The sequence below is a fragment of the Actinosynnema sp. CA-299493 genome (assembly GCF_050946825.1).
Classification (GTDB): Bacteria; Actinomycetota; Actinomycetes; order Mycobacteriales; family Pseudonocardiaceae; genus Actinosynnema.
In genome coordinates, this window is sequence record NZ_CP191993.1 from 3,477,024 (window position 1) to 3,497,688 (window position 20,665).

Below are 20,665 nucleotides of genomic sequence, written 5' to 3' on the forward strand. Positions count from 1 at the left end.
CCGCGTCGACCGGTGAACCGATCGCGATCATCGGGATGACCTGCCGGTTGCCCGGCGGCATCACCTCGCCGGAGGACCTGTGGCGGGCCGTCGAGGCGGGCGCCGAGGGCGTCGGCGGGTTCCCGACCGACCGCGGCTGGGACCTCGCGCACCTCTACGACCCCGACCCGGCGCGGACCGGGACGTCGACCTCCGACCAGGGCGGGTTCCTGTACGAGGCGGCGGAGTTCGACGCCGCGTTCTTCGGGATCTCGCCGCGCGAGGCGCTGGCCATGGACCCCCAGCAGCGGCTGCTGCTGGAAGCGTCGTGGGAGGCCGTCGAGCGGGCCGGGATCGACCCGCTGTCCCTGCGCGGCAGCCGGACCGGCGTCTTCGCCGGGCTCATGTACCACGACTACGCCACCGGGATCACCGAGCTGCCCGAGGGCATCGAGGGTCAGCGGCTCACCGGCGGCGCGGGCAGCGTGCTGTCCGGCCGGGTGTCGTTCACCCTCGGGCTGGAAGGCCCGTCGCTGACCATCGACACGGCCTGCTCGTCGTCCCTGGTGGCCTTGCACCTGGCCGCGCAGTCGCTGCGGGCGGGGGAGTGCTCGCTCGCCCTGGCGGGCGGTGTCACGGTCATGTCCACGCCGGCGACGTTCGTCGAGTTCTCCCGCCAGCGCGGCCTGTCGCCCGACGGCCGGTGCAAGTCGTTCGCCGCGTCGGCCGACGGCACGGGCTGGGCCGAGGGCGTGGCCGTGCTGCTGGTCGAGCGGCTCTCCGACGCCGAACGGCTCGGCCACGACGTGCTCGCCGTGCTGCGCGGGTCCGCGGTCAACCAGGACGGGGCGTCCAACGGGCTCACCGCGCCCAACGGGCCGGCGCAGGAACGCGTCATCAAGGCCGCGCTCAAGGGCGCCGGCCTGTCCACCGCGGACATCGACCTGATCGAGGCGCACGGCACCGGCACCCGGCTCGGCGACCCGATCGAGGCCTCCGCGCTGCTGGCCACCTACGGGCGCGGTCGCGCCGAGCCGGTGTGGCTGGGCTCGGTCAAGTCGAACATCGGCCACACCCAGGCCGCCGCCGGCGCGGCCGGTGTCATCAAGGTGGTCCAGGCGATGCGGCACGGCGTCATGCCGCGCACCCTGCACGTGGACGAGCCGTCGCCGTTCGTGGACTGGGAGTCCGGCGGCGTGGCGCTGCTGACCGAGTCCCGGCCCTGGCCGGCGGGCGACCGGCCCAGGCGCGGCGCGGTGTCGTCGTTCGGGATCAGCGGCACCAACTCGCACGTCGTGCTGGAGGAGTACCGGCCCGCCGAGGACCGGCCGGAGCGGGAGGCGCCGGGGACACCGCGGGTCGTGCCGTTCCCACTCGCGGCCAAGAGCCCGGAAGCGCTGCGGGCGCAGGCGGCACGGCTGCGCGACCACCTCGACGCCCGGCCCGACGCGGACCTGCCCGACCTGGGCTTCTCGCTGGCCACCACGCGCGCCGGCCTCGACCACCGGGCCGTCGTGCTCGCCGCTTCCCGGGACGAGCTGAGCGCCGGGCTGGCGGCGTTCCCGGCCGGCGCGGCGCGCGGCGAGGTGACCCGGGGCGGCGGGCTCGCGGTGCTGTTCACCGGACAGGGCAGCCAACGCCTGGCCATGGGCCGCGACCTGCACGCCGGGCACCCGGTGTTCGCCGCCGCGTTCGACGAGGTGTGCGCGCTGCTGGACCGCGACCTGGACCGGCCGCTGGCCGAGGTGGTGTTCGGCGACGGCGACCTGCTCGACCAGACCCGCTACACCCAGGCCGGTCTGTTCGCCGTCGAGGTGGCGCTGTACCGGCTGGTGGAGAGCCTGGGCGTGGTGCCGGACTTCGTGGCGGGCCACTCCATCGGCGAACTGGTCGCCGCGCACGTCGCGGGCGTGCTGTCGCTCCCGGACGCCTGCACGCTGGTCGCCGCGCGCGGCCGGCTGATGCAGGCGTTGCCGACGGGTGGCGCGATGGTGTCCGTGCTGGCGTCGGAGGAGCAGACCGCCGACCTGGTGTCGGACCGGCTCGCGCTGGCCGCGGTGAACACGCCCGGCTCGGTCGTGCTGTCCGGTGACGCCGACGCGGTGGCCGAGGCGGAGGCGGAGCTGGCGGCGCGCGGCCACAAGACCCGGCGGCTGCGCGTCAGCCACGCGTTCCACTCGCACCTGATGGCGCCGATGCTGGACGAGTTCCGACGGGTCGCCGCGGGCCTGGCCTTCCACGCGCCGGACATCCCGATCGCGTCGAACCTGACCGGCGGCGCGGTGTCGGCCGAGGAGATCACCTCACCGGACTACTGGGTGCGGCACGTCCGCGAGGCGGTGAGGTTCGCCGACGGCGTGCGGTGGTTGCGCGGTGAGGGCGTGACGACGTTCCTGGAGCTGGGCCCGGACGCGGTGCTGACCGCCATGGGCCGCGAGACGCTCGCCGACGACCCGGAGGTGGGGCTGACCGCCGCGCTGCGCCGCGACCAGGACGAGCCCCGGACGTTGCTGACCGCGCTGGCCGAGGTGCACGTGCGCGGTGTGGACGTGCGGTGGGACCGGCTGCTGCCCGGCGCGCGGCGCGTCGACCTGCCGACCTACCCGTTCCAGCGGGAGCGGTACTGGCTGGCCGCCGAGACCGGTGGCGCGTCGGAGACCTGGCGCTACGAGGTCGCCTGGACCGCGCTGCCCGAGCTGCCGGCGCCGGTCACCGCGCGCCGGTGGCTGGTGCTGCTGCCGGCCGGCGGCCACGGCGCGGAGGCGTTCGTGGAGGCCTTGGCCGCGCGCGGGCTGCGGACCGTCGCGGTCGTGGTGGACGCGGGGGCGGTCGACGGCGCGGCGCTGGCCGAGCGGCTCCGGACCGTGGACGGGCAGCCGTTCGACGGCGTGCTGTCGCTGCTGGCCCTGGACGGCCGGCCGGGCGCCGGGGTGACCGGAACGCTGGCGGTGCTCCAGGCGGCGGCCGTGCTGGACTGGGACTCCCCGGTGTGGGTGGCCACCAGGGGCGCGGTCGCGACCGGTCCCGCCGAGCCCGCCGCCGACCCCGTGCAGTCCCAGGTGTGGGCGTTGGGCCGGACGGCCGCGCTGGAGCTGCCCCGCCAGTGGGGCGGCCTGGTGGACGTGGCCGACGAGGCGGGGTTGGCGGCGCTGCCCGCGGTGCTGGAGCACGCCGGGGACGAGGACCAGGTCGCGATCCGCGGCACGGACGTGCTGGCCCGCCGCCTCGTGCGGGCCGCGGCGGGCCGGGCGGCGGGCGCCCGCTGGACACCGCGTGGCACGGTGCTGGTGACCGGGGCCGACGAGGCGATCGCCGCGCCGGTGGCCCGGTGGCTGGCCGGCGCGGGCGCCGAGCACCTGGTGCTGGTCACCTCCGACGGCTCGACCCCCGCGTTCGCGGCGGAACTGGCCGGCGTGGAGGTGACCGTGACCTCGCGGGGCGACGCGCTCGCGGAGGAGCCGGCAGCCGGGACGACCCCGGCAGCCGGCGCGCGGGGGCCGGTTCCCCCGGCGCCGCGTCGGACGGCCGGCATCGGGGGGACCGGGGCCGCGTGGCCCGATCCGCTCGCCCTGCCCGTCGACTCCGTCGTGCACATCGCGCCGGTGGGCGGCACCACGCCGCTCACCGACATCACACCGGCGGACCTGCTGCCACCGCGGTACGTGCTGGACGGTTCGCTCGACGCGTTCGTGGTCCTGACCTCGATCGCGGGCGTCTGGGGCAGCGGCGGGCAGGGCGCCGCCGGTGCGGCCAGCGCCTACCTCGACGCCGTCGCCGACGGTGTGCGGCGCGGCGGCGGGAAGGGCATCTCCCTCGCGTTCGGCCCCTGGGCGCTCGCCGCGGACACCGGCGAGGAGGTCGAGCGGCGCGACCGGCTCACCCGGCTCGGCCTCGTCCCGATGGACGCCGACCGGGCCGTCTCGGCGTTGGCCGACGCGGTCACCCACGCCGGCGCGGGACTGGTCGTGGCCGACGTCGACTGGACGCGGTTCGCACCCACCTACACCGCCGCACGCCCCAGCCCGCTGTTCACCGCCCTGCCCGAGGTCGGGAAGGCGCTGGCGGCGGACGACGGCGACGGCGGCGGGAGCCTGGCCGAGGCCCTCGCCGGGATGACCGATCCCGAGCGGGAACGGCACCTCCTCGGGATCGTGCTGACCGAGGTCGCCGCCGTCCTCGGCCACGGCTCGGGCGATGCCGTCGAGCCGCGCAAGGCGTTGCGGGAGATGGGTTTCGACTCCCTGGCCGCCGTGTCGTTGCGCAACCAGCTCGCCGCCGTGTCGGGCGTGCCGCTGCCCACCACGCTGGCGTTCGACCACCCGACGCCGCTCGCGGTCGCCGAGTTCCTCGCCACGCAGGTCACGCCGCAGGCGCCGACCGTGTCCGTGGACGAGCAGCTGAACAACCTGCGCGCGGCACTGGCCGCGGCGCCCGACGAGCACGCGCGGGCGGCCCTCGTGGGACGGCTGCACGACTTCCTCACCGAGCTGACCTCGACACCCGCCGCCGCCACCGCCGTCATCGGCGACGACACCAGCGACGAGGACCTCTTCGCCCTGCTCGACACCGAACTGGGCTGACCGGCCGCGACCGCAAGGAGGAGTGAGTGCCATGTCGGACGAACAGAGGCTCCGCGAGTACCTCAAACGCGCGACCGTCGAGCTCCAGGAGACGCGTCGGAAGTTGCGGGACGTGCAGGAGCGGCACAACGAACCCATCGCCATCATCGGCATGGCGTGCCGGTTCCCCGGCGGCGTGACGTCGCCGGAGGAGCTGTGGAAGCTGGTCGAGTCGGACGGGGACGCCGTGTCGGCGTTCCCGGACGACCGCGGCTGGGACGTGGAGGGCCTGTACCACACCGATCCCGACGAGCTGGGCAAGTCCTACGTCAAGGAGGGCGGGTTCCTCCACGACGCCGCCGACTTCGACGCGGAGTTCTTCGGCGTCTCGCCGCGCGAGGCGCTCGTGGTGGACCCGCAGCACCGCGTGCTGATGGAGGTGACCTGGGAGGCGCTGGAGCGGTCGGGCATCGACCCGACGACCCTGCGCGGCAGCCGGACCGGCGTGTACGCGGGCGCGGTGACCAACGACTACGCCGCGCTGCTGGCCGGCTCGCCCGACGACGTCGAGGCCTACCGGATGACCGGCGCGGCGCAGAGCGTGCTGTCCGGCCGGGTCGCCTACGCGCTCGGCTTCGAGGGTCCCGCCATCACCGTCGACAGCGCGTGCTCCACGTCGCTGGTCGCGCTGCACCTGGCGATGCAGGCGCTGCGCCGCGACGAGTGCTCCCTGGCCGTCGCCGGCGCGGCGACCGTGATGGCCACCCCCGTGTCCTTCGTGGACTTCAGCCGCCAGCGCGGGTTCGCGCCGGACGCGCGGGCCAAGGCGTTCGCCGACGCCGCCGACGGCACGATCTTCGCCGAGGGCGTCGGTGCGCTGGTGGTCGAGAGGCTGTCCGACGCGCTGCGCAACGGCCACCCGGTGCTCGCCGTCGTGCGCGGCAGCGCGATCAACCAGGACGGCGCGTCCAACGGCCTCACCGCGCCGAACGGCCCGTCGCAGGTGCGCGTGATCGAGCAGGCCCTCGGCAGCGCCCGGCTCACCGCCGGCGACGTGGACGCGGTCGAGGCGCACGGCACCGGCACCATGCTCGGCGACCCGATCGAGGCCCAGGCGCTGCTGGCCACCTACGGCCGGCGCACTGCGGCCGAGCCGCTGTGGCTCGGCTCGGTCAAGTCGAACCTCGGCCACACGCTGGCCGCCGCGGGGTTCGCGGGCGTCATGAAGATGGTCATGGCGATGAGGCACGGCAGGCTGCCCCGCACCCTGCACGTGGACGCGCCGACCTCGCACGTGGACTGGGACAGCGGCGCGGTGCGCCTGCTGACCGAGCCGCGCGACTGGCCCGACACCGGGAGGCCGCGGCGGGCGGGCGTCTCGGCGTTCGGCATGAGCGGCACCAACGCGCACGTGATCATCGAGCAGTTCGTCGAGGAGGCCGAGGACCTGCCCGCGTCCGACGCCGTGCCGCCGCTGCTGGTGTCCGGCCGCAGCGCCGGCGCCCTCGCCGCGCAGGCGGGCAAGCTGCGCGACTACCTCGACGCCACCGACGTGCCGGTCGCCGACGTGGGCTTCTCCCTGGCCACCACGCGTGCCGCGCTGGAGCACCGGGCCGTCGTGCTCGGTCCGGACCGGGCCGCGCTGGTCGGCGCGCTGGACGCGCTGTCGCGCGGCGAGTCGGCCGACGGCCTGGTGTCCGGCGGCGTCACCGACACCGGCCGCACGGTGTTCGTCTTCCCCGGCCAGGGGTCCCAGTGGGCGGGCATGGCGCTGGAACTGCTGGACAGCAGCCCGGTCTACGCGGCCCGGCTGCGCGAGTGCGCCGACGCCGTGCAGCGGCACGTCACGTGGTCGGTCGAGGACGTGCTGCGGCAGCGGGAGGGCGCGCCCGCGCTCGACCGCATCGAGGTGCTCCAGCCGGTGCTGTTCGCGGTGATGGTGTCGTTGGCCGAGCTGTGGCGCTCCCACGGCGTCGAACCGGACGCCGTGGTCGGGCACTCGCAGGGCGAGGTCGCCGCCGCGTGCGTGTCCGGCGCGCTGTCCGTCGAGGACGGGGCGAAGCTGATCGTGCTGCGCTCACAGCTGTTCGCCGACGAGCTGGTCGGCCACGGCGCGGTCGCCTCGATCGCGGCCGGGCGCGCGGAGGTCGAGGCGCTGCTGGACGACCGGCTGTCCATCGCCGGGGTGAACGGGCCGGGCGCGGTGACCGTCTCCGGTCCGGTGCCCGCCCTGGAGGAACTGGTCGCCGAGCTGACCGGGCGCGGGATCAGGGCGCGGGTCATCGCCTCCACGGTCGCCTCGCACGGCCCGCAGGTCGACCGGCTGCGCGACCGGATCGCCGAGCTGCTGTCCTTCGTCAAGCCCCGCAGGGGTTCCGTGCCGCTGTACTCGACGGTCTCCGGCGAGGTGCTGGACGGCTCCGAGCTGGACGCTGGCTACTGGTTCGAGAACTGCCGCCGCCCGGTGAACTTCGAGCCGGTCGTGCGGGCGCTGCTGGTCGACGGGTTCCGCACGTTCGTCGAGTCCAGCCCGCACCCCGTGCTCACCACGGGCGTGGACGGGACGGCCGAGGAAGCGGGCATCGACGCGGTCGTCGTGGGCACGCTGCGGCGGGACGCGGGCGACCTGCGGCGGTTCCACACGTCGCTGGGCGAGGCGTACACCAGGGGCGTCCCGGTCGACTGGTCCGCCCTGTTCGCCCCCATCCCGGCGCGCCGGGTGGACCTGCCGACCTACGCGTTCCAGCGTCGCCGCTACTGGGCGCGTGGCGCCACCAGCCCCGCGGTGGCCGACCGGTCCGCCGCCGGCGGCGCCGGCGCGCTGGACGTGGTGGGCGTCGACCCCGCCGAGCGGGCCAGGCTGGTGCTGGAACGGGTGCGCGTGGAGATCGCGACCGTGCTCAAGCAGCCCGACCTGGGCGCCGTCGTGATGAACCGGCCGTTCCTGGAGATGGGCCTGGACTCGCTGACCACGGTCGAGCTGCGCAACCGGCTCAACGCGGCGACCGGCCTGCGGCTCACCGCCCGCGAGATCCTGGAGCTGCGCACGCCCGAGGCGCTGGTCAAGCACCTGCGGTCCCGGTTGGAGGGGACCGCGGTCGACGAGCGGCGGTCGGAGACGACCACGTTGTTCGAGCGGGCGCGGGCGGCGGGCGACGCGGCGGCGTTCACCGAGGCGCTCATCGCGAGCAGCACCGAGCGGGCCGCGTTCGACTCGCCCGTCGGCGCGACGGCCGCCGACCCGCTCCGACTGGCCACCGGGCCTCGCGGCCCCAAGCTGATCTGCCTGCCGACCGCGCTGGCCGACTCCGGGCCGCACCAGTACGCGGCGTTCGCCAAGCGGTTCGCCGGGCAGCGGGACGTGGTCGTGCTGACCATGCCGGGCTTCGCGGCGGGCGAACTGGTGCCGGCGAGCTTCCCCGTGCTGGCCGAGCACGTCGCCGAGGTCGTCGCCGACATCGCCGACGGCGAGCCGTACGTGCTCGTCGGCTACTCCTCCGGCGGCCTGGTCGCGCACACGGCCGCGAAGCTGCTGGAGGAGCGCGGCACGCCGGCCGCCGGGCTGGCGCTGCTGGACACCTACCCGTGGGACGCGGCGATCATCACCGCGATCCGGCCGCAGCTCTTCGCCGGCGTCGCGGCGCGGTTGACCGAGGTGGACGACACCCGGCTCACCGCGATGGGCGCCTACCTGCGGCTGATGGACGAGTGGAAACCCGCCGGTATCAAAGCGCCGACGTTGTTGGTGCGGGCCGACCGCCCGATGCGGGAGTGGCCCGAGGAGATCACCTCCGTCGACGGCTGGCAGTCGTACTGGGCGGAGCCGAGCACGGTGGTCGACGTCGAGGCGGACCACTTCAGCGTCATCGACGCGAACGTCGACGGCGCCGTGCGCGCGGTCGAGACCTGGTTGGACGACGAACTGATGGAGCGGTCGTGAAGTCGAGGACGACGGTGGTCATCGTCGGTGCCGGTCCGTGCGGTCTCACCGCCGCCGTCGAGCTGCTCGGGCTCGGCGTGCAGGTGCGGCTGCTGGAGGCGTCGACCGAGAAGATGACCGGCACGCGGGCGTTGCAGCTGTGGCCGCCCGCGCTGGACATCTACGAGGGCATCGGCATCCGCGAGGAGGCCGAGCGGCTGGGCGTCACCGTGCGCACGAACGTCTACAACATGGCGGGCGGCAAGGTGCTGCGCGTCGCGCTGGGCGCGGAGAACGAGCCGCTGCTGCTGCCGCAGGAGCACACGGTGCGGCTGCTGGAGGAAGCGCTGGAGGCCGCCGGCGGCAAGGTGGAGCGCGGCGTGCGGTTCGAGGACCTCGTGCCGGGCGAGGACTCGGTGACCGTGCAGGTCACCGGCGCGTCGGGCACCGAGCTCATCGAGGCCGACTGGGTGATCGGCGCGGACGGCGTGCGCAGCGCCGTGCGGGAGCGGCTGGACGTCGGGTTCCCCGGCCAGCGGGTGCCGACGAACCTGATCCTCGCCGAGGGCCGGATCGAGGGCGACTTCGAGGAAGGCGCGGTGCACTACTTCCTCGGCCGCGGCGGCTCGCTGGTGTTCGCGCCGATGAGCGGCGGCCGGGTGCGGGTCTCCGCGCCCATCCCGCCCGACCTGCCGATCGACGAGACCGGTGTGCAGCGCCTGCTCGACGACCGCGGACCGGGGAACCTGAAGGTCGTGTCGCTGGACCACATCGGCACCTTCTCCAGCTCCGAGCGCATCGCGTCGTCGTTGCGGCGCGGCCGGGTGTTCCTCGTGGGCGACGCCGCGCACACCCACTCCCCGCTGGGTGGCCAGGGCCTCAACCTGGGCCTTCAGGACGTGCACAACCTGACGTGGAAGCTCGCCGGAGTGGTCCGCGGCAGGTTCGGGGCGCAGGTGCTGGCCGGCTACGAGGTCGAACGGCGGCAGGCGGCCGAGCAGATCGTCGGCATGACCGGCCGGATGATGAGGATGTTCATGCTCAAGCCCGCCGCCGCGCGGGTCCGCAACGCGGTGTGGGGCGGCCTGGAGCGGACCGGCGCGCTGCGCCGCTGGTTCGTCCCGCTGCTCGCGGGCTGGGGCGTGCGCTACACCGACGAGCTGCTGCGCGTGGGCGCGAAGCGCGGTCGGGCCAAGCCGGGAACCCGCACGCCGCACTGGGTGCCCGCCCGCGACACCGACGGGCGGCTGCGACTGCTGACGACGGGCGACGCCTCGGCGCCGCCGGTCGCCGGGGCACGGGCGCTGGCGGAGCGGAACGGGTCGCTGGTCGCGCACGACCACTTCGCCGGCCGCGCCGAGGGCTTCCTGGTGCTGCGCCCGGACGGGTACGTGGCGGCGTCCGGCACGTCCGTCGCGGACCTCGCCGAGGTGGAGACCCGGATCAGGGCGCTGGCCACCGCGGCGGCGGGAGGACCGGGGTGACGAGGTCGAGCCGCCGGGCCGAGCCCGGCCCACCAGGGTCACCCGACGAGTTGTGGAGAACCGATGGGCGTTGAGTCGCTGGAGACCGGGCTGCTGACGGGCCGGCTGGACGTGGGCCTGCTCGGGGACTTCCCCGAGCAGGACGCCGCCGACCGGGCCGCCGGTGACGCGTGGGTCGCCCGCACCCGGGCGTTCGTGGCCGAGCACGTGCCCGACCCGGACGGGGTGGACGCGACCCGCGCGTTGCCGGTCGGGCTGATCGACGGGTTGCGGCGCGAGGGATTGCTCACCGCGGCGTTCGCCGAAGAGCTCGGCGGTGCGGCGCTGTCGCCGTACAACGTCCTGCGCGTGGTGGCCGCCGCGTCGGCGAAGTCCGTGCCGGTGGGCCAGATCATCGCCATCCAGGCCGGTGTCGGTGTGGGCGCGCTGCACCCCGCGCTGCCCCGAGGGCCGTTGCGGGACATGGTGCGCGACCGGATCAGGGACGGCGCGCTGTCCGGGTTCGGCGACACCGACCAGGCGGGGCAGAACAACCGGCTGCCAACGATGACCGCCACGCTCGACGGCGACCACTACGTGCTGCGCGGCGAGAAGCTCTACACCGGCAACGGTCCCGTGGCCGACCTGCTGGCCGTGTCGGCGACCGTCGAGGGCGGCATCGGCGTGTGCTTCGTGGACACCGCGAGCGAGGGCTTCTCCGTCGAGTCGGTCGTGGAGTTCGTCGGCAGCAACGGCCTGCCCAACGGCGCGCTGGGCTTCGACGGCGTCCGAGTGCCCAAGGAGCACGTCCTCGCCGGCGCGGAGGGCCAGCTGCGGCTGCCCGCGATGATCAACTCGATCGCCTTCCTCGGCCGGGTCTACTTCACCGGCGCGCCCGCGTTGGCCGTGGCGCGCAACTGCCTGGAGTGGTCGCGCTCCTTCGTCAACCGGCGGATGATCGACGGTCGGCCGCTGGGGGACTACGACCGCGTCCAGCGCATGGTGTCCCGCGCGATGGCCGACGTCTACGCGATGGACAGCGTGGCGCGGTGGAGCCTGATCGGCGGCGGCCTCGCGGACCGGTGGCTGGAGCGGTTCGTCGCGAAGAACGTCCTCACCCGCACGGCGTGGAAGCTGGCCGATCGCACGGTCGCGCTGATGGGCGCGGAAGGCCTGGAGACGGCGGCGAGCAAGCGGAGGCGCGGCGCGCCGGTCCTGCCCGCCGAACGCGCGCTGCGCGACGCCCGCGGGTTCCGGATGGCGGGCAACGTGGACTTCCAGCTCGACAGCCAGGTGGCGCAGCTGCTGCTCGCGGCCTACTACCAGGGCGAGCGACCGACCCCGGGCGAGACGGCGGTGGACACCTCGGCGCTCGACCTGTCGCCGCGCAACCAGGTCCACCTGGACGCCGTGGCCGAGCAGACCAGGTGGTTCGCGCAGAGCTGCGCCGAGGCGACGAGGACGGCGCGGGCCGAGCTGTTCGCCGACGAGGAGTTCCTGGTGACCTCCGGCCGGATCGCGGCCGAGCTGGTCGCCGCGTCCGCCGTGCTGGCGCGCACCGCCGCGCTGGGCACGGCCGAGGCGCAGGACCTGGCGGACGTGCACTGCACGGCCGCGCTCACCCGCCTGGCGGGCCTGTGGCGGCGGCTGAGCCCGGACGGGCGGCCCGAGCACCACAAGATGAGCCGGGGCTGGCTGACCGGATCGACCTTCGAGTTCCTCACCACCACGTGAAGGCGAGCATGACCACCGAACACCTCACCCGCGCCGACCCCCTGCCCGACGTGCTCGGCGGGATCGACCTGACCGACCACGACAACTTCGCCGACGGCGTGCCGTACGACCTGCTCGCCCGGCTGCGCGCCGAGGCGCCCGTGCTGTTCCACCCCCACGGCTCGTCGCGCGACGACGGTTTCTGGGTGCTGACCAGGCACGCGGACATCGAAGCCGCGGCGGCCGACCCGGCGTTCTCGGCGCAGGGCGGCGGCGGGCGCGAGGGCGGCGGCACGCACCTGGAGGACCTGCCCAGCGGAATGCTCACCGGCGTCCTGCTGTTCATGATGGACGACCCGCGGCACGAGCTGATCAAGCGCGTGCTGCACCCGTTCGTCACCGGTCGGGCGATCGCCGGGCTGGAGCCCGCGCTGCGCGCCCGGACCGGGGAGCTGGTCGACGCGGCCGTGGCCGCCGGCCGGGCCGAGGTGGTCACCGCCATCGCCGAACCCCTCGCCCTGCAAGCGATCACGTCGCTGCTGGGCGTGCCGCCGGAGGACTGGCCGCGGCTGCTCGACCAGGTGCGGGCCGTGCTCGGGTTCACCGACCGCCGCACCGGCCGCGCGACCGATGAGTCGCGTGCCGTGTTCGACTCGATGCGCGAGTACTTCCGGCGGTTCGTGCTGGCCAAGCACGCCGACCCGCGACAGGACCTCGGCTCGGTCATCGCCGTCGGCGAGGTCCCCGGCGACGAGCCGCTGTCCGAAGTGGAGCGGGACACGCACGCGGCGGTGCTGTTCGTGTCCGGCTACGAGCAGCCGCGCAACACGATCGCGGCCGCGATCCGGGTGTTCGCCGAGCACCCGGACCAGTGGGCGCTGCTCAAGGCGGACCGGTCGCTGCTGGCCGGCGCCGTGGAGGAGGTCCTGCGCTGGGCGCCCGCCAACCCGTACAACCGGCGGACCGCGACCAGGGACGTCGTCGTGCGCGGGCAGCGTATCCGCGCCGGCGAGAAGGTCACCTTCTGGTGGCCGTCGGCGAACCGCGACCCCGAGGTGTTCGCCGCGCCGGACGTGTTCGACATCCGCCGCGGCCCCAACCCGCACATGGCGTTCGGCTCGGGCACGCACGCGTGCTCCGGGGACGAGTTCGGCCGGCTCCAGCTCCGGCTCGTGCTGACCGCGTTGCTCGACCGGGTCGCCGAGATCACCCCCGACGGACCGGTCGTGCACGCGCCGAACAACAAGCACACGGTGCTGCTCGACGCACCGGTCCGACTCGTCCCCACGGTGCAGGAAAGCTAGAGAGGAAGTCTTCGATGACCCAGACCACGCCGCCACCCCCGGCGCCCGACGTCCTGACCTACAGCCCGGAGACCGCGGCCAGGATGCTGCCGTTCGACGTCTTCGACGAGGAGTTCCACCAGGACCCGTACCCGCACTACCGCCGGCTGCTGGCCGAGCACGGCGGCCTGCTGCACACCTCGGCGGACTCGCTCGCGGTCTTCGGCTTCGACGAGGTCTCGGCGGTCATGAAGGACCCGCGGTTCGGGATCGGCCACGGGAAGAAGTCGATGATCTCCGACCAGTTCGTGGAGAACCAGAAGGACGGTGAGTCCGGCCGCATCCTCATGTTCATGGACCCGCCGGACCACACCCGGATCCGCGGCCTGGTGAACAAGGCGTTCACCCCGCGCACGCTGGACGACCTGCGCCCGCACGCGCTCGGGTTCGCGGCCGACCTGCTGCGCGAGGCCGCCGGCTCGGGCTCCGACGAGGTCGACCTGATGGCGGCGTTCGCCCGGCCGCTGCCCGCCCTGGTGCTCAGCCACCTGCTCGACATCCCCGAGCGCTACCACCCGATCTTCTTCGCCAGCGCCAAGGAGTCCGGCCGCGGCCTCGACCCGGGCTTCACCCTGACCGACGAGCAGAAGGTGGGTCGCGACTTCGCCCGCGACATGTTCATCAACGCGGGCATCGAGATGGCCGAGGACCGCCGGTCGAACCTGGGTGACGACCTGATCAGCGAGCTGGTGCGGGCGGAGCAGGAGGGCGAGCGGCTCACCGAGTGGGAGCTGGCCATGCTGCTGATGAACCTGCTCGCGGCCGGCTTCGGCGCCACCACGGCGATGATCGGCAACTCCGTGCACAACCTCCTGGAGCACCCCGACCAGCTGGCGTGGCTGCGGGCGAACCCGGACCGGATCGCCCAAGCGGTGGAAGAGCTGCTGCGCTACGACACCACGCTCCAGATCACCACCCGGATGGCGCTGGAGGACGCGGACGTCCTGGGCGTGCCGGTCGCCGAGGGCAGGCACGTCATCGTGATGCTGGGCGCGGCCAACCGCGACCCCCGGGCCTACGACCGCCCGGACGTGCTCGACCTGTCCCGCCCGGTGGCCCGCAACCTCGGCTTCGGCCACGGCATCCACTTCTGCGTGGCGGCGCCGATCGCCAAGATGATCACCCAGGTGGCCCTGACGGCGCTGCTGGAGTACGCGGTCGAGCAGGGCGAGCAGGAGATCGAGCGCTGGCCCGGCACGTTCCTGCGCGTGATCGGCGCGCTGCCGGTCAAGCTCGGCTGAGCGCGGTCGGTCGCGGAGGACCGTCGAAAGTGAGGGACACGCCCCGGCCTCGTGCCGGGGCGTTCCTGTGTGCGCCGCGGGTCCCTGGATCCGCGGAAGCCTTCGCGCCGGCACGAGGTGGCCGGGTCTGTGCCGGTGTGGCGTAACCGGGGGACTTCGCGCTCGCACGCGCGACCGGTCCGCGAGGCCCGGCGCCGGCGCGACCTGATCGGGTCCGCGGGGCCGGCGCCGGGCGCGGGCTGACCGTGCGCGGGGACCGCGGTGGCTAGCGCGAGGCGACCGGGTCGGCGCCGAGGGTCCTCGTCAGGTCGAGCATCTCCGCCCGGAACAGCTTGGCCGGGTCGACCAGCTGCGACCGCAGGTGGCCGTAGATCTCCAGGGCGACCTGCCCGTGCATCCGGCCCCACGTCCGCAGGGCGAGCGCGACCGCCGCCGGCGGCAGGTCGGGGAACAGCTCCTGGACGCGGCGGGCGTAGGCGTCGCCGAAGTCGGGCCAGTCGTACGGTTCGGCGGCCGGGTGCTCGGGCACCGGCCAGCCCGACTCGACCAGTCGCAGCAGCACCGCGCACGCGCGGTCTTCGGCTTCCCGAACCGCGCCGTCCTCCGGCGCCTGGTAGCCGGCGACGGGGTCGCCGTAGATCAGGCGGAACTCCTCGGGGTGCGAGATCGCCCACTGCCGGTACGCCGTCGCGACGGCCAGGACGCGGTCCGCCGGATCGGTGTCCGGACCGCCCGCGCCCGCCGCTTCCATGACGTCGGCCAGGGACGCGTAGGAGTCCGCGATCAGCGCGGTGATCAGGTCGTCGCGGGTGTCGAAGTAGCTGTAGATCGCGCTGGCCGTCATGCCCATGTCCCGGGCGATCGCGCGCAACGACACCGCTTCCGCACCGCCCGCGGTGAGGTGCTTCAGCGCGATGGTCTTGATCTCCGAGCTCGTCTCCGCCCGGATCCGGTCCCGCCGTCGTGGCGTCGGTCGTCCCATGCTTGACACCTTACCCCGTACGTATAGTATCCGGAGTGCAAGAACTGAACGGCGTTTAGTGAATGAACGCCATGTAGTCCACCTCGCGTCGACGACGCCGCGGTCAACCCCTTCCCGGCCCTGAGCGCAGCCGCGCGCGGGGGCAGCCCTTGTCACGAAGAGAGTTCCTAGCTGTGGTCGCTACCGATAACCCGACATCGAGCAGGTCCGGTCTCCGGCTCGCGCTCCTGGCGCTGGCGCAGTTCATCATCGCCATCGACTACAACAACGTGTATGTCGCGTTGCCTGAGATCGGCAGCGCACTCGGCTTCTCGGACCAGTCGTTGCAGTGGGTGGTCAGCGCGTACGCGGTCGCGTTCGGCGGCTTGCTGCTGCTGGGCGGTCGTGCCGCCGACCGCCTCGGCGCCCGGCGCATGTTCATCGGCGCCCTGCTGGTCTTCGGGATCTCGTCCCTCGTCGGCGGCCTGGCCACCGAGCAGGGCGTCCTCGTCGCCGCCCGCGCGGTCCAGGGCCTCGGCGGCGCGCTGCTGTTCCCGGCCGTCCTGACCCTCATCGTGACCCGCTTCCCCGAGGGCAAGGAGCGCAACCGCGCCCTGTCCGTGTGGGGCGCCACCGGCAGTGGCGGCCTCGCGGCCGGCGCGCTGCTCGGCGGTGTGATCACGCACGGCATGGGCTGGCAGTGGGTCTTCTTCATCATCGTGCCGGTCACGGTCATCGCCGCGATCGCCGCGCCGAAGCTCATCGCCCCCGACGCGGAGGTCCAGCAGCGCGGCGGCTTCGACCTCCCCGGCGCGCTGGTGGTCACCGTCGGCGTGTCGCTGGTCGTCTTCGGCCTCGTCAGCGGCCCCGAGGTGGGCTGGGACTCGATCCGCGCCTGGGGCGCCATCGCGCTCGGCGTCCTCCTGGTGATCACGTTCTTCGTCATCGAGCGCACCACCAAGGACCCGCTGGCGCCGGTCGCGCTGTTCCGCAACCGCAGCCTGGTGACCGCCATGGCGGTGGCCTTCCTGCACCACGCCGCGCTGAGCTCCGGCTACTTCATCTTCACCATCTACATGCAGAACACCCTGCAGTACAACGCCCTCGAGGCGGGTCTGGCGTTCCTCCCGCTCGGCGTGTTCGCCATGATCGCGGGCGGCAAGGTGGCCTCCACCGTGCTGACGAAGTTCGGCGTCGGCGCGGGCCTCGCGGTCGGCATGATCATCTACGCGGTCGGCCTCGGCGCGCTCGTGGCGGGCATGAGCGCGGGCGGCAGCTACTGGGCCGTGCTGCCGGGCGTGGTGCTGTACGGCTTCGGCGGCGGGCTCGCCTTCACCGCGATCTTCGTGGCCGCGTCGTCCGGTGTCGACGCCTCCCAGCAGGGTGTCGCGTCGGCCCTGGGCTCCACCGCGCTGCAGATCGGCGCGGCGGTCGGCCTGGCGATCATCCTGGTGATCGCGAACGCCGGGTCGTCGTTCCTGGACGGGCTGAAGATCGCGGGTTACGTCGCCGCGGCGGGCGCGCTCCTGGGCGGCCTGCTCGCGTTCAGCCTCAAGAAGCCCGCTCCGGCGCCCGTCGAGGAATCGCCGGCCGTCACGCCGGAGGCCGCGATCTGAGAGGTCTGACGACGAACGGGTGAACACCGCTTCGCGAGTTCGCGTCCGGGGTGGCGGCTGACTGGTCGTCATACCCGGACGCTTTCGCGGGACGGGCGGATACCTCGGTGGCAAAGGGAAAGCCGAGCGGTTGTCGACCGGCGGAGCCGGGCCGAAGCGCTATCCGGCGGCCCGTCGCGATCGTGGTGGAGATCATTATGCTGGGGTGACAGCGGGGTCGCTCAGGCGGGTGGCGCGCGCGGTGCGCGACCCCGCCGGCAGGTCACCTCACCGGGGAGTATGGCGCGGCCCGGCGACTGGGCGTTCGCCGTGGCCACGCCCCCTGTGGTGGCCGTGGGTAAGTCGAGGCAGTCTTCGGCGCGAATCATCGAAGTGGTCTGGGGGACCAGTGATGTTCGAACGGGAAACGCAATTATCCGACTTACGCGGGCTGTTCGCCGAATGCCGACGAGGCAAGGGGCGAATGGCGGTAGTCAGCGGGCCGGTGGCCACCGGCAAGACCGAACTCCTCGACCAGTTCGCCGAGGAGGCGGTGGTCGGCGGCGCGGTGTTCCTCTCGGCTTCGGGGTGCCGGGCCGAACGCGCCGTCCCCTTCGGCGTGCTCGGGCAGCTGTTCCGCAGCGCGAACCTGTCGGCGGAGGCGTCGACGCACGTGTCGTGGCTGCTCGCCGAGGCGGCGCGCAGCTCGCCGGTCTCACCGGTCGTCCACCACGGGCTGTGCATGGCGCTGCTGGACCACGTGGAGAATTCGGACGCGCCGCTGCTGATCGGTGTCGACGACGCGCACAACGCCGACGACGAGTCGTTGGAGTGCCTGTCGTCCGTGGTGCGCCGGGTGCGGTCCGGCGGCGTGATGATCGTGCTGAACGAAGGGCTCTTCGCGGGCGAGCGGCACCCGCTGCTCCGCGCCGGCCTGCCGCGCGCGCCGCTGTGCCGCCGCATCCGGCTCGAACCGCTGTCCCGCAACGGTGTCGCGGCGCTGCTCGCCGAGTCGCTCGGCCCGGCCCGCGCGCTCGACCTGGCCGCGGCCTGCCACGCCACCACCGGCGGCAACCCGCTGCTGGTCCGCGCGCTGGCGGAGGACAACGGCGGCACCGGGCCGGGTGACGAGCTGGTGATCGGCCCGGCGTTCACCCACACCGTGCTGAGCTGCCTGGACACCTGCGAGGTCATGCGGGCGGTCGCCCGCGGCCTGGCGGTGCTCGCCGAGCCGTGCCTGTCCCTGCTGCTGGGCAAGCTGGCGGACGTGGCGCCGGAGTCGGCGGTCCGCGCGACCCTCGCGCTCAACGAGTGCGGCGTCCTCGACGGTGGCTGGTTCCGCCACCCGATGGCCCGCGCGGCCGTGCTCGACGGCATCCCCCCGGCCGAGCACACCGAACTGCACCGCCGCGCCGCGACGCTGCTGCGGACCGAGGGGTCGGGCGCGGCGAGCATCGCCCGCCAGCTCGTCCAGGCGGGCGCGGCCGTCGAGCCGGACCTGATCCCCGTGCTGCACGAGGCGGCGGAGCAGGCGCTGGCCGAGGACGACATGGACCACGCCCGCGCCTGCCTGTGGCTGGCCAGGCAGTCCGGCGGCGACGAGCGGCAGCGGGCCACGACGACCGCCATGATCGCCCGGGTCCAGTGGCGCGTCGACCCGGTCGCCGCGGCGGCGCACATCGGCGAGCTGACCGAGGCCGCCCGCGCCGGCCACCTCACCGAGCGGTACACGGGCATGGTGGTCCAGCTCCTGTCGTGGTTCGGCCACGCGGAGCGGGCGAAGGCACTGGTGGCCCCGGCCGCCGGCGGGACCACCGGCCCGCACCTGCTCGCCCTGTCCGAGCTCGTGCCGACCGGCGGCGACCGGCGGGGCGCGAAGGGCCTGGCGACCGCCGAGCGCGTGCTCCAGACCGGCAGGGTGGAGGAGCACACCCTCGTGCACACCGTCGGCGCCCTCACCGCGCTGATGGCGAGCGGCCGGCTGGCCGACGCCGAGTCGTGGTGCAAGCGCCTGGTCGACGAGGTCTCCGGCCGCCACATGCCGACGTGGCACGCCTTGCTGAGCGCGATCCGCGCCGAGATCGCCCTGAGGCGCGGTGAGCTGGGTGAGGCCCAGCGCCACGGCAGGCTCGCGCTGGACCTGCTGCCCACCGAGGGCTGGGGCGTCGTCATCGGCCTGCCGGTCGGCACCCTGGTCCGCACCCACCTGGCCGCCGGTCGGGTCGAGGACGCCTCGGACCAACTCCGCACCCCGGTGCCGGACGCCGTGTTCCAGACCGCCATCGGCCTGCACTACATGCGGGCCCGGGGCCTCTACTACCACGCGACCGGTCGTCACAGGGCGGCGCTGGACGACTTCCAGTCGTTGGGCGAGCTCATGGCCAAGTGGGGGGTCGACTCGCCGACGCTCGTGCCCTGGCGCACGGACGCCGCGCAGACGTGGCTGAGGCTCGGCGACCCGGACCGCGCCCGGCAACTGGCCGAGGAGCAGGGCGAGCTCTGCGAGCCGGAGGACGCCCGGCTGCGCGCCGTGTCGATCCGGATCGTCGCGGCCACGACCGATCCGAACCGCCGGGTCGTCATGCTCGGCACGGCCGTGGAGGCCCTGCAGGGCACCGGTGATCGGCTGGAACTGGCCCACACCCTCTCGGACCTGGGGTGGGCCTACCACGAGCTGGGCAACTTCAGCCAGTCCCGGTTGGCGTTGCGCAGCGCCGGGCTGATCGCGAAGCAGTGCGACGCGCCGGCCCCCGGCCGGACGTCCCAGCCCGCGACGTCCGCGCTCGACCTGGCGCCCGCGGACGGCCGGTCGTTGAGCGACGCCGAGGCCAGGGTCGCGATGCTGGCCTCGTGGGGGTACAGCAACCGGCAGATCGCCACCAAGCTGTTCATCACGGTGAGCACGGTGGAGCAGCACCTGACGCGCACCTACCGGAAGCTGAAGGTGAACCGGCGCTCGGAACTGGCCAGGGGCCTGTACTCCGGCGCGGTCGAGTCGATCTGAGCACCTCTCCACCCCCGGCTGGTACCCCGCCGCTCGCTCGACGGGGTACCAGCCGGGGGATGGCGGCGTGAGGGGCCGGTTCTTCACGTCCGGTAGACGTTGCCGTCACTCGGTCGGGTGAATTCCTGGCTTGGACTTCGACACCCCGGAAGCGCGTGCGCCCGGGAGCGGGGAGCCGGTTCGAGTCGGCGCGCCCTCCTCAGGCCCGGACCGGCTTGTCCTCGTGGTCATGACGGCTGGGCGAGGTGTCGGCCGCCCGGTCGAGCACGGCCGCGCGCATCCGGGCCGCGACGGTGGGACCGCTCGGCGCCGGCCGCAGGCGGGCGTGCGGCCCGAGGTGGGTTTCGCGGAGCTCGTCCATGAAGGCTTCCCACACCGGCTCGCCGCCGGCGGCGAGCACCTCCGCGCGGGCGGCGTGCTCGTCGGTCACCGCCAGGTGGCGGATCCCCCAGACGTTGAGCTGGACGAAGACGGGCACCAGCTGGATCGCCTGCTCGGTCAGGCTGTAGGTGACCTTCTGCTTGTGCGAGGGGTCGTCGGACTTGGTGAGCAGCCCGTGGTCGACGAGCGCGGCCAGCCGGTCGGCGAGGACGTTCGAGGAGATCCGCTCCGGGAGTGCGAGCAGCTCCCGGAAGTGCCGGGCGTCGGCGAAGATCACGTCCCGGAGGACCAGCAGCGTCCAGCGGTCGCCGAAGATCTCCAGCGACAGGCTGATCGGGCAGCTCGACCGCGTGTCCTTCCGCACCGCACACACCTCCGCACGTTTGCTCGCACCCGCCATTGTGCCCTAGTGTGCAACCGGTTGCGGAAAAAGAGCAGTTTGCGGCTCGGGTACGGCGCTGGGCAACCTGCCCGACGTGGTGTCGCGCACCGACTCGACGTCGCGGC

Annotated in this window: 8 protein-coding genes and 2 pseudogenes; 8 read left to right on the forward strand and 2 right to left on the reverse strand. The window is 73.9% G+C overall.

Annotation, left to right across the window (positions count from 1 at the left end):
- Positions 1-2 precede the first annotated feature (2 nt).
- The 6 genes and pseudogenes from ACQPYE_RS15960 to ACQPYE_RS15985 all read left to right on the forward strand — a co-directional run.
- Positions 3-4,559 (forward strand): annotated as a pseudogene (locus ACQPYE_RS15960) (type I polyketide synthase); the annotation flags it as partial.
- 70 nt (positions 4,560-4,629) lie between these two features.
- Positions 4,630-8,478 (forward strand): annotated as a pseudogene (locus tag ACQPYE_RS15965) (type I polyketide synthase); the annotation flags it as partial.
- Complete coding sequence (locus tag ACQPYE_RS15970) at positions 8,475-9,941, forward strand: FAD-dependent oxidoreductase (RefSeq protein ID WP_498722059.1); 1,467 nt, start codon at positions 8,475-8,477, stop codon at positions 9,939-9,941. The pseudogene ACQPYE_RS15965 and the gene ACQPYE_RS15970, both read left to right, overlap by 4 nt.
- 63 nt (positions 9,942-10,004) lie before the next feature.
- Positions 10,005-11,654, forward strand: a complete 1,650-nt coding sequence (locus ACQPYE_RS15975; protein ID WP_498722060.1) for an acyl-CoA dehydrogenase family protein — start codon at positions 10,005-10,007, stop codon at positions 11,652-11,654.
- Positions 11,655-11,662: 8 nt separating this feature from the next.
- Positions 11,663-12,937: a cytochrome P450 gene (locus tag ACQPYE_RS15980; protein ID WP_498722061.1), complete on the forward strand. Its 1,275-nt coding sequence runs from the start codon at positions 11,663-11,665 to the stop codon at positions 12,935-12,937.
- Between the two features lie 14 nt (positions 12,938-12,951).
- Complete coding sequence (locus tag ACQPYE_RS15985; RefSeq protein WP_498722063.1) at positions 12,952-14,217, forward strand: cytochrome P450; 1,266 nt, start codon at positions 12,952-12,954, stop codon at positions 14,215-14,217.
- A 265-nt stretch (positions 14,218-14,482) separates the two neighbouring features.
- Here the strand turns inward: ACQPYE_RS15985 and ACQPYE_RS15990 are convergent, their stop codons facing one another.
- Positions 14,483-15,199, reverse strand: coding sequence for a TetR/AcrR family transcriptional regulator (locus tag ACQPYE_RS15990; RefSeq protein ID WP_498722064.1), 717 nt, complete (start codon positions 15,197-15,199; stop codon positions 14,483-14,485).
- A gap of 173 nt (positions 15,200-15,372) precedes the next feature.
- Here ACQPYE_RS15990 and ACQPYE_RS15995 point away from each other — a divergent pair, with 173 nt between their 5' ends.
- Both ACQPYE_RS15995 and ACQPYE_RS16000 read left to right on the forward strand, forming a co-directional pair.
- Complete coding sequence (locus ACQPYE_RS15995) at positions 15,373-16,794, forward strand: MFS transporter (RefSeq protein WP_498722065.1); 1,422 nt, start codon at positions 15,373-15,375, stop codon at positions 16,792-16,794.
- A 391-nt stretch (positions 16,795-17,185) separates the two neighbouring features.
- Positions 17,186-19,777, forward strand: a complete 2,592-nt coding sequence (locus ACQPYE_RS16000) for a helix-turn-helix transcriptional regulator (protein ID WP_498722066.1) — start codon at positions 17,186-17,188, stop codon at positions 19,775-19,777.
- 199 nt (positions 19,778-19,976) lie between these two features.
- Here the strand turns inward: ACQPYE_RS16000 and ACQPYE_RS16005 are convergent, their stop codons facing one another.
- Positions 19,977-20,522 (reverse strand): winged helix-turn-helix transcriptional regulator, encoded by a 546-nt coding sequence (locus tag ACQPYE_RS16005; protein ID WP_498722067.1) that lies wholly within the window; start codon positions 20,520-20,522, stop codon positions 19,977-19,979.
- Positions 20,523-20,665 lie beyond the last annotated feature (143 nt).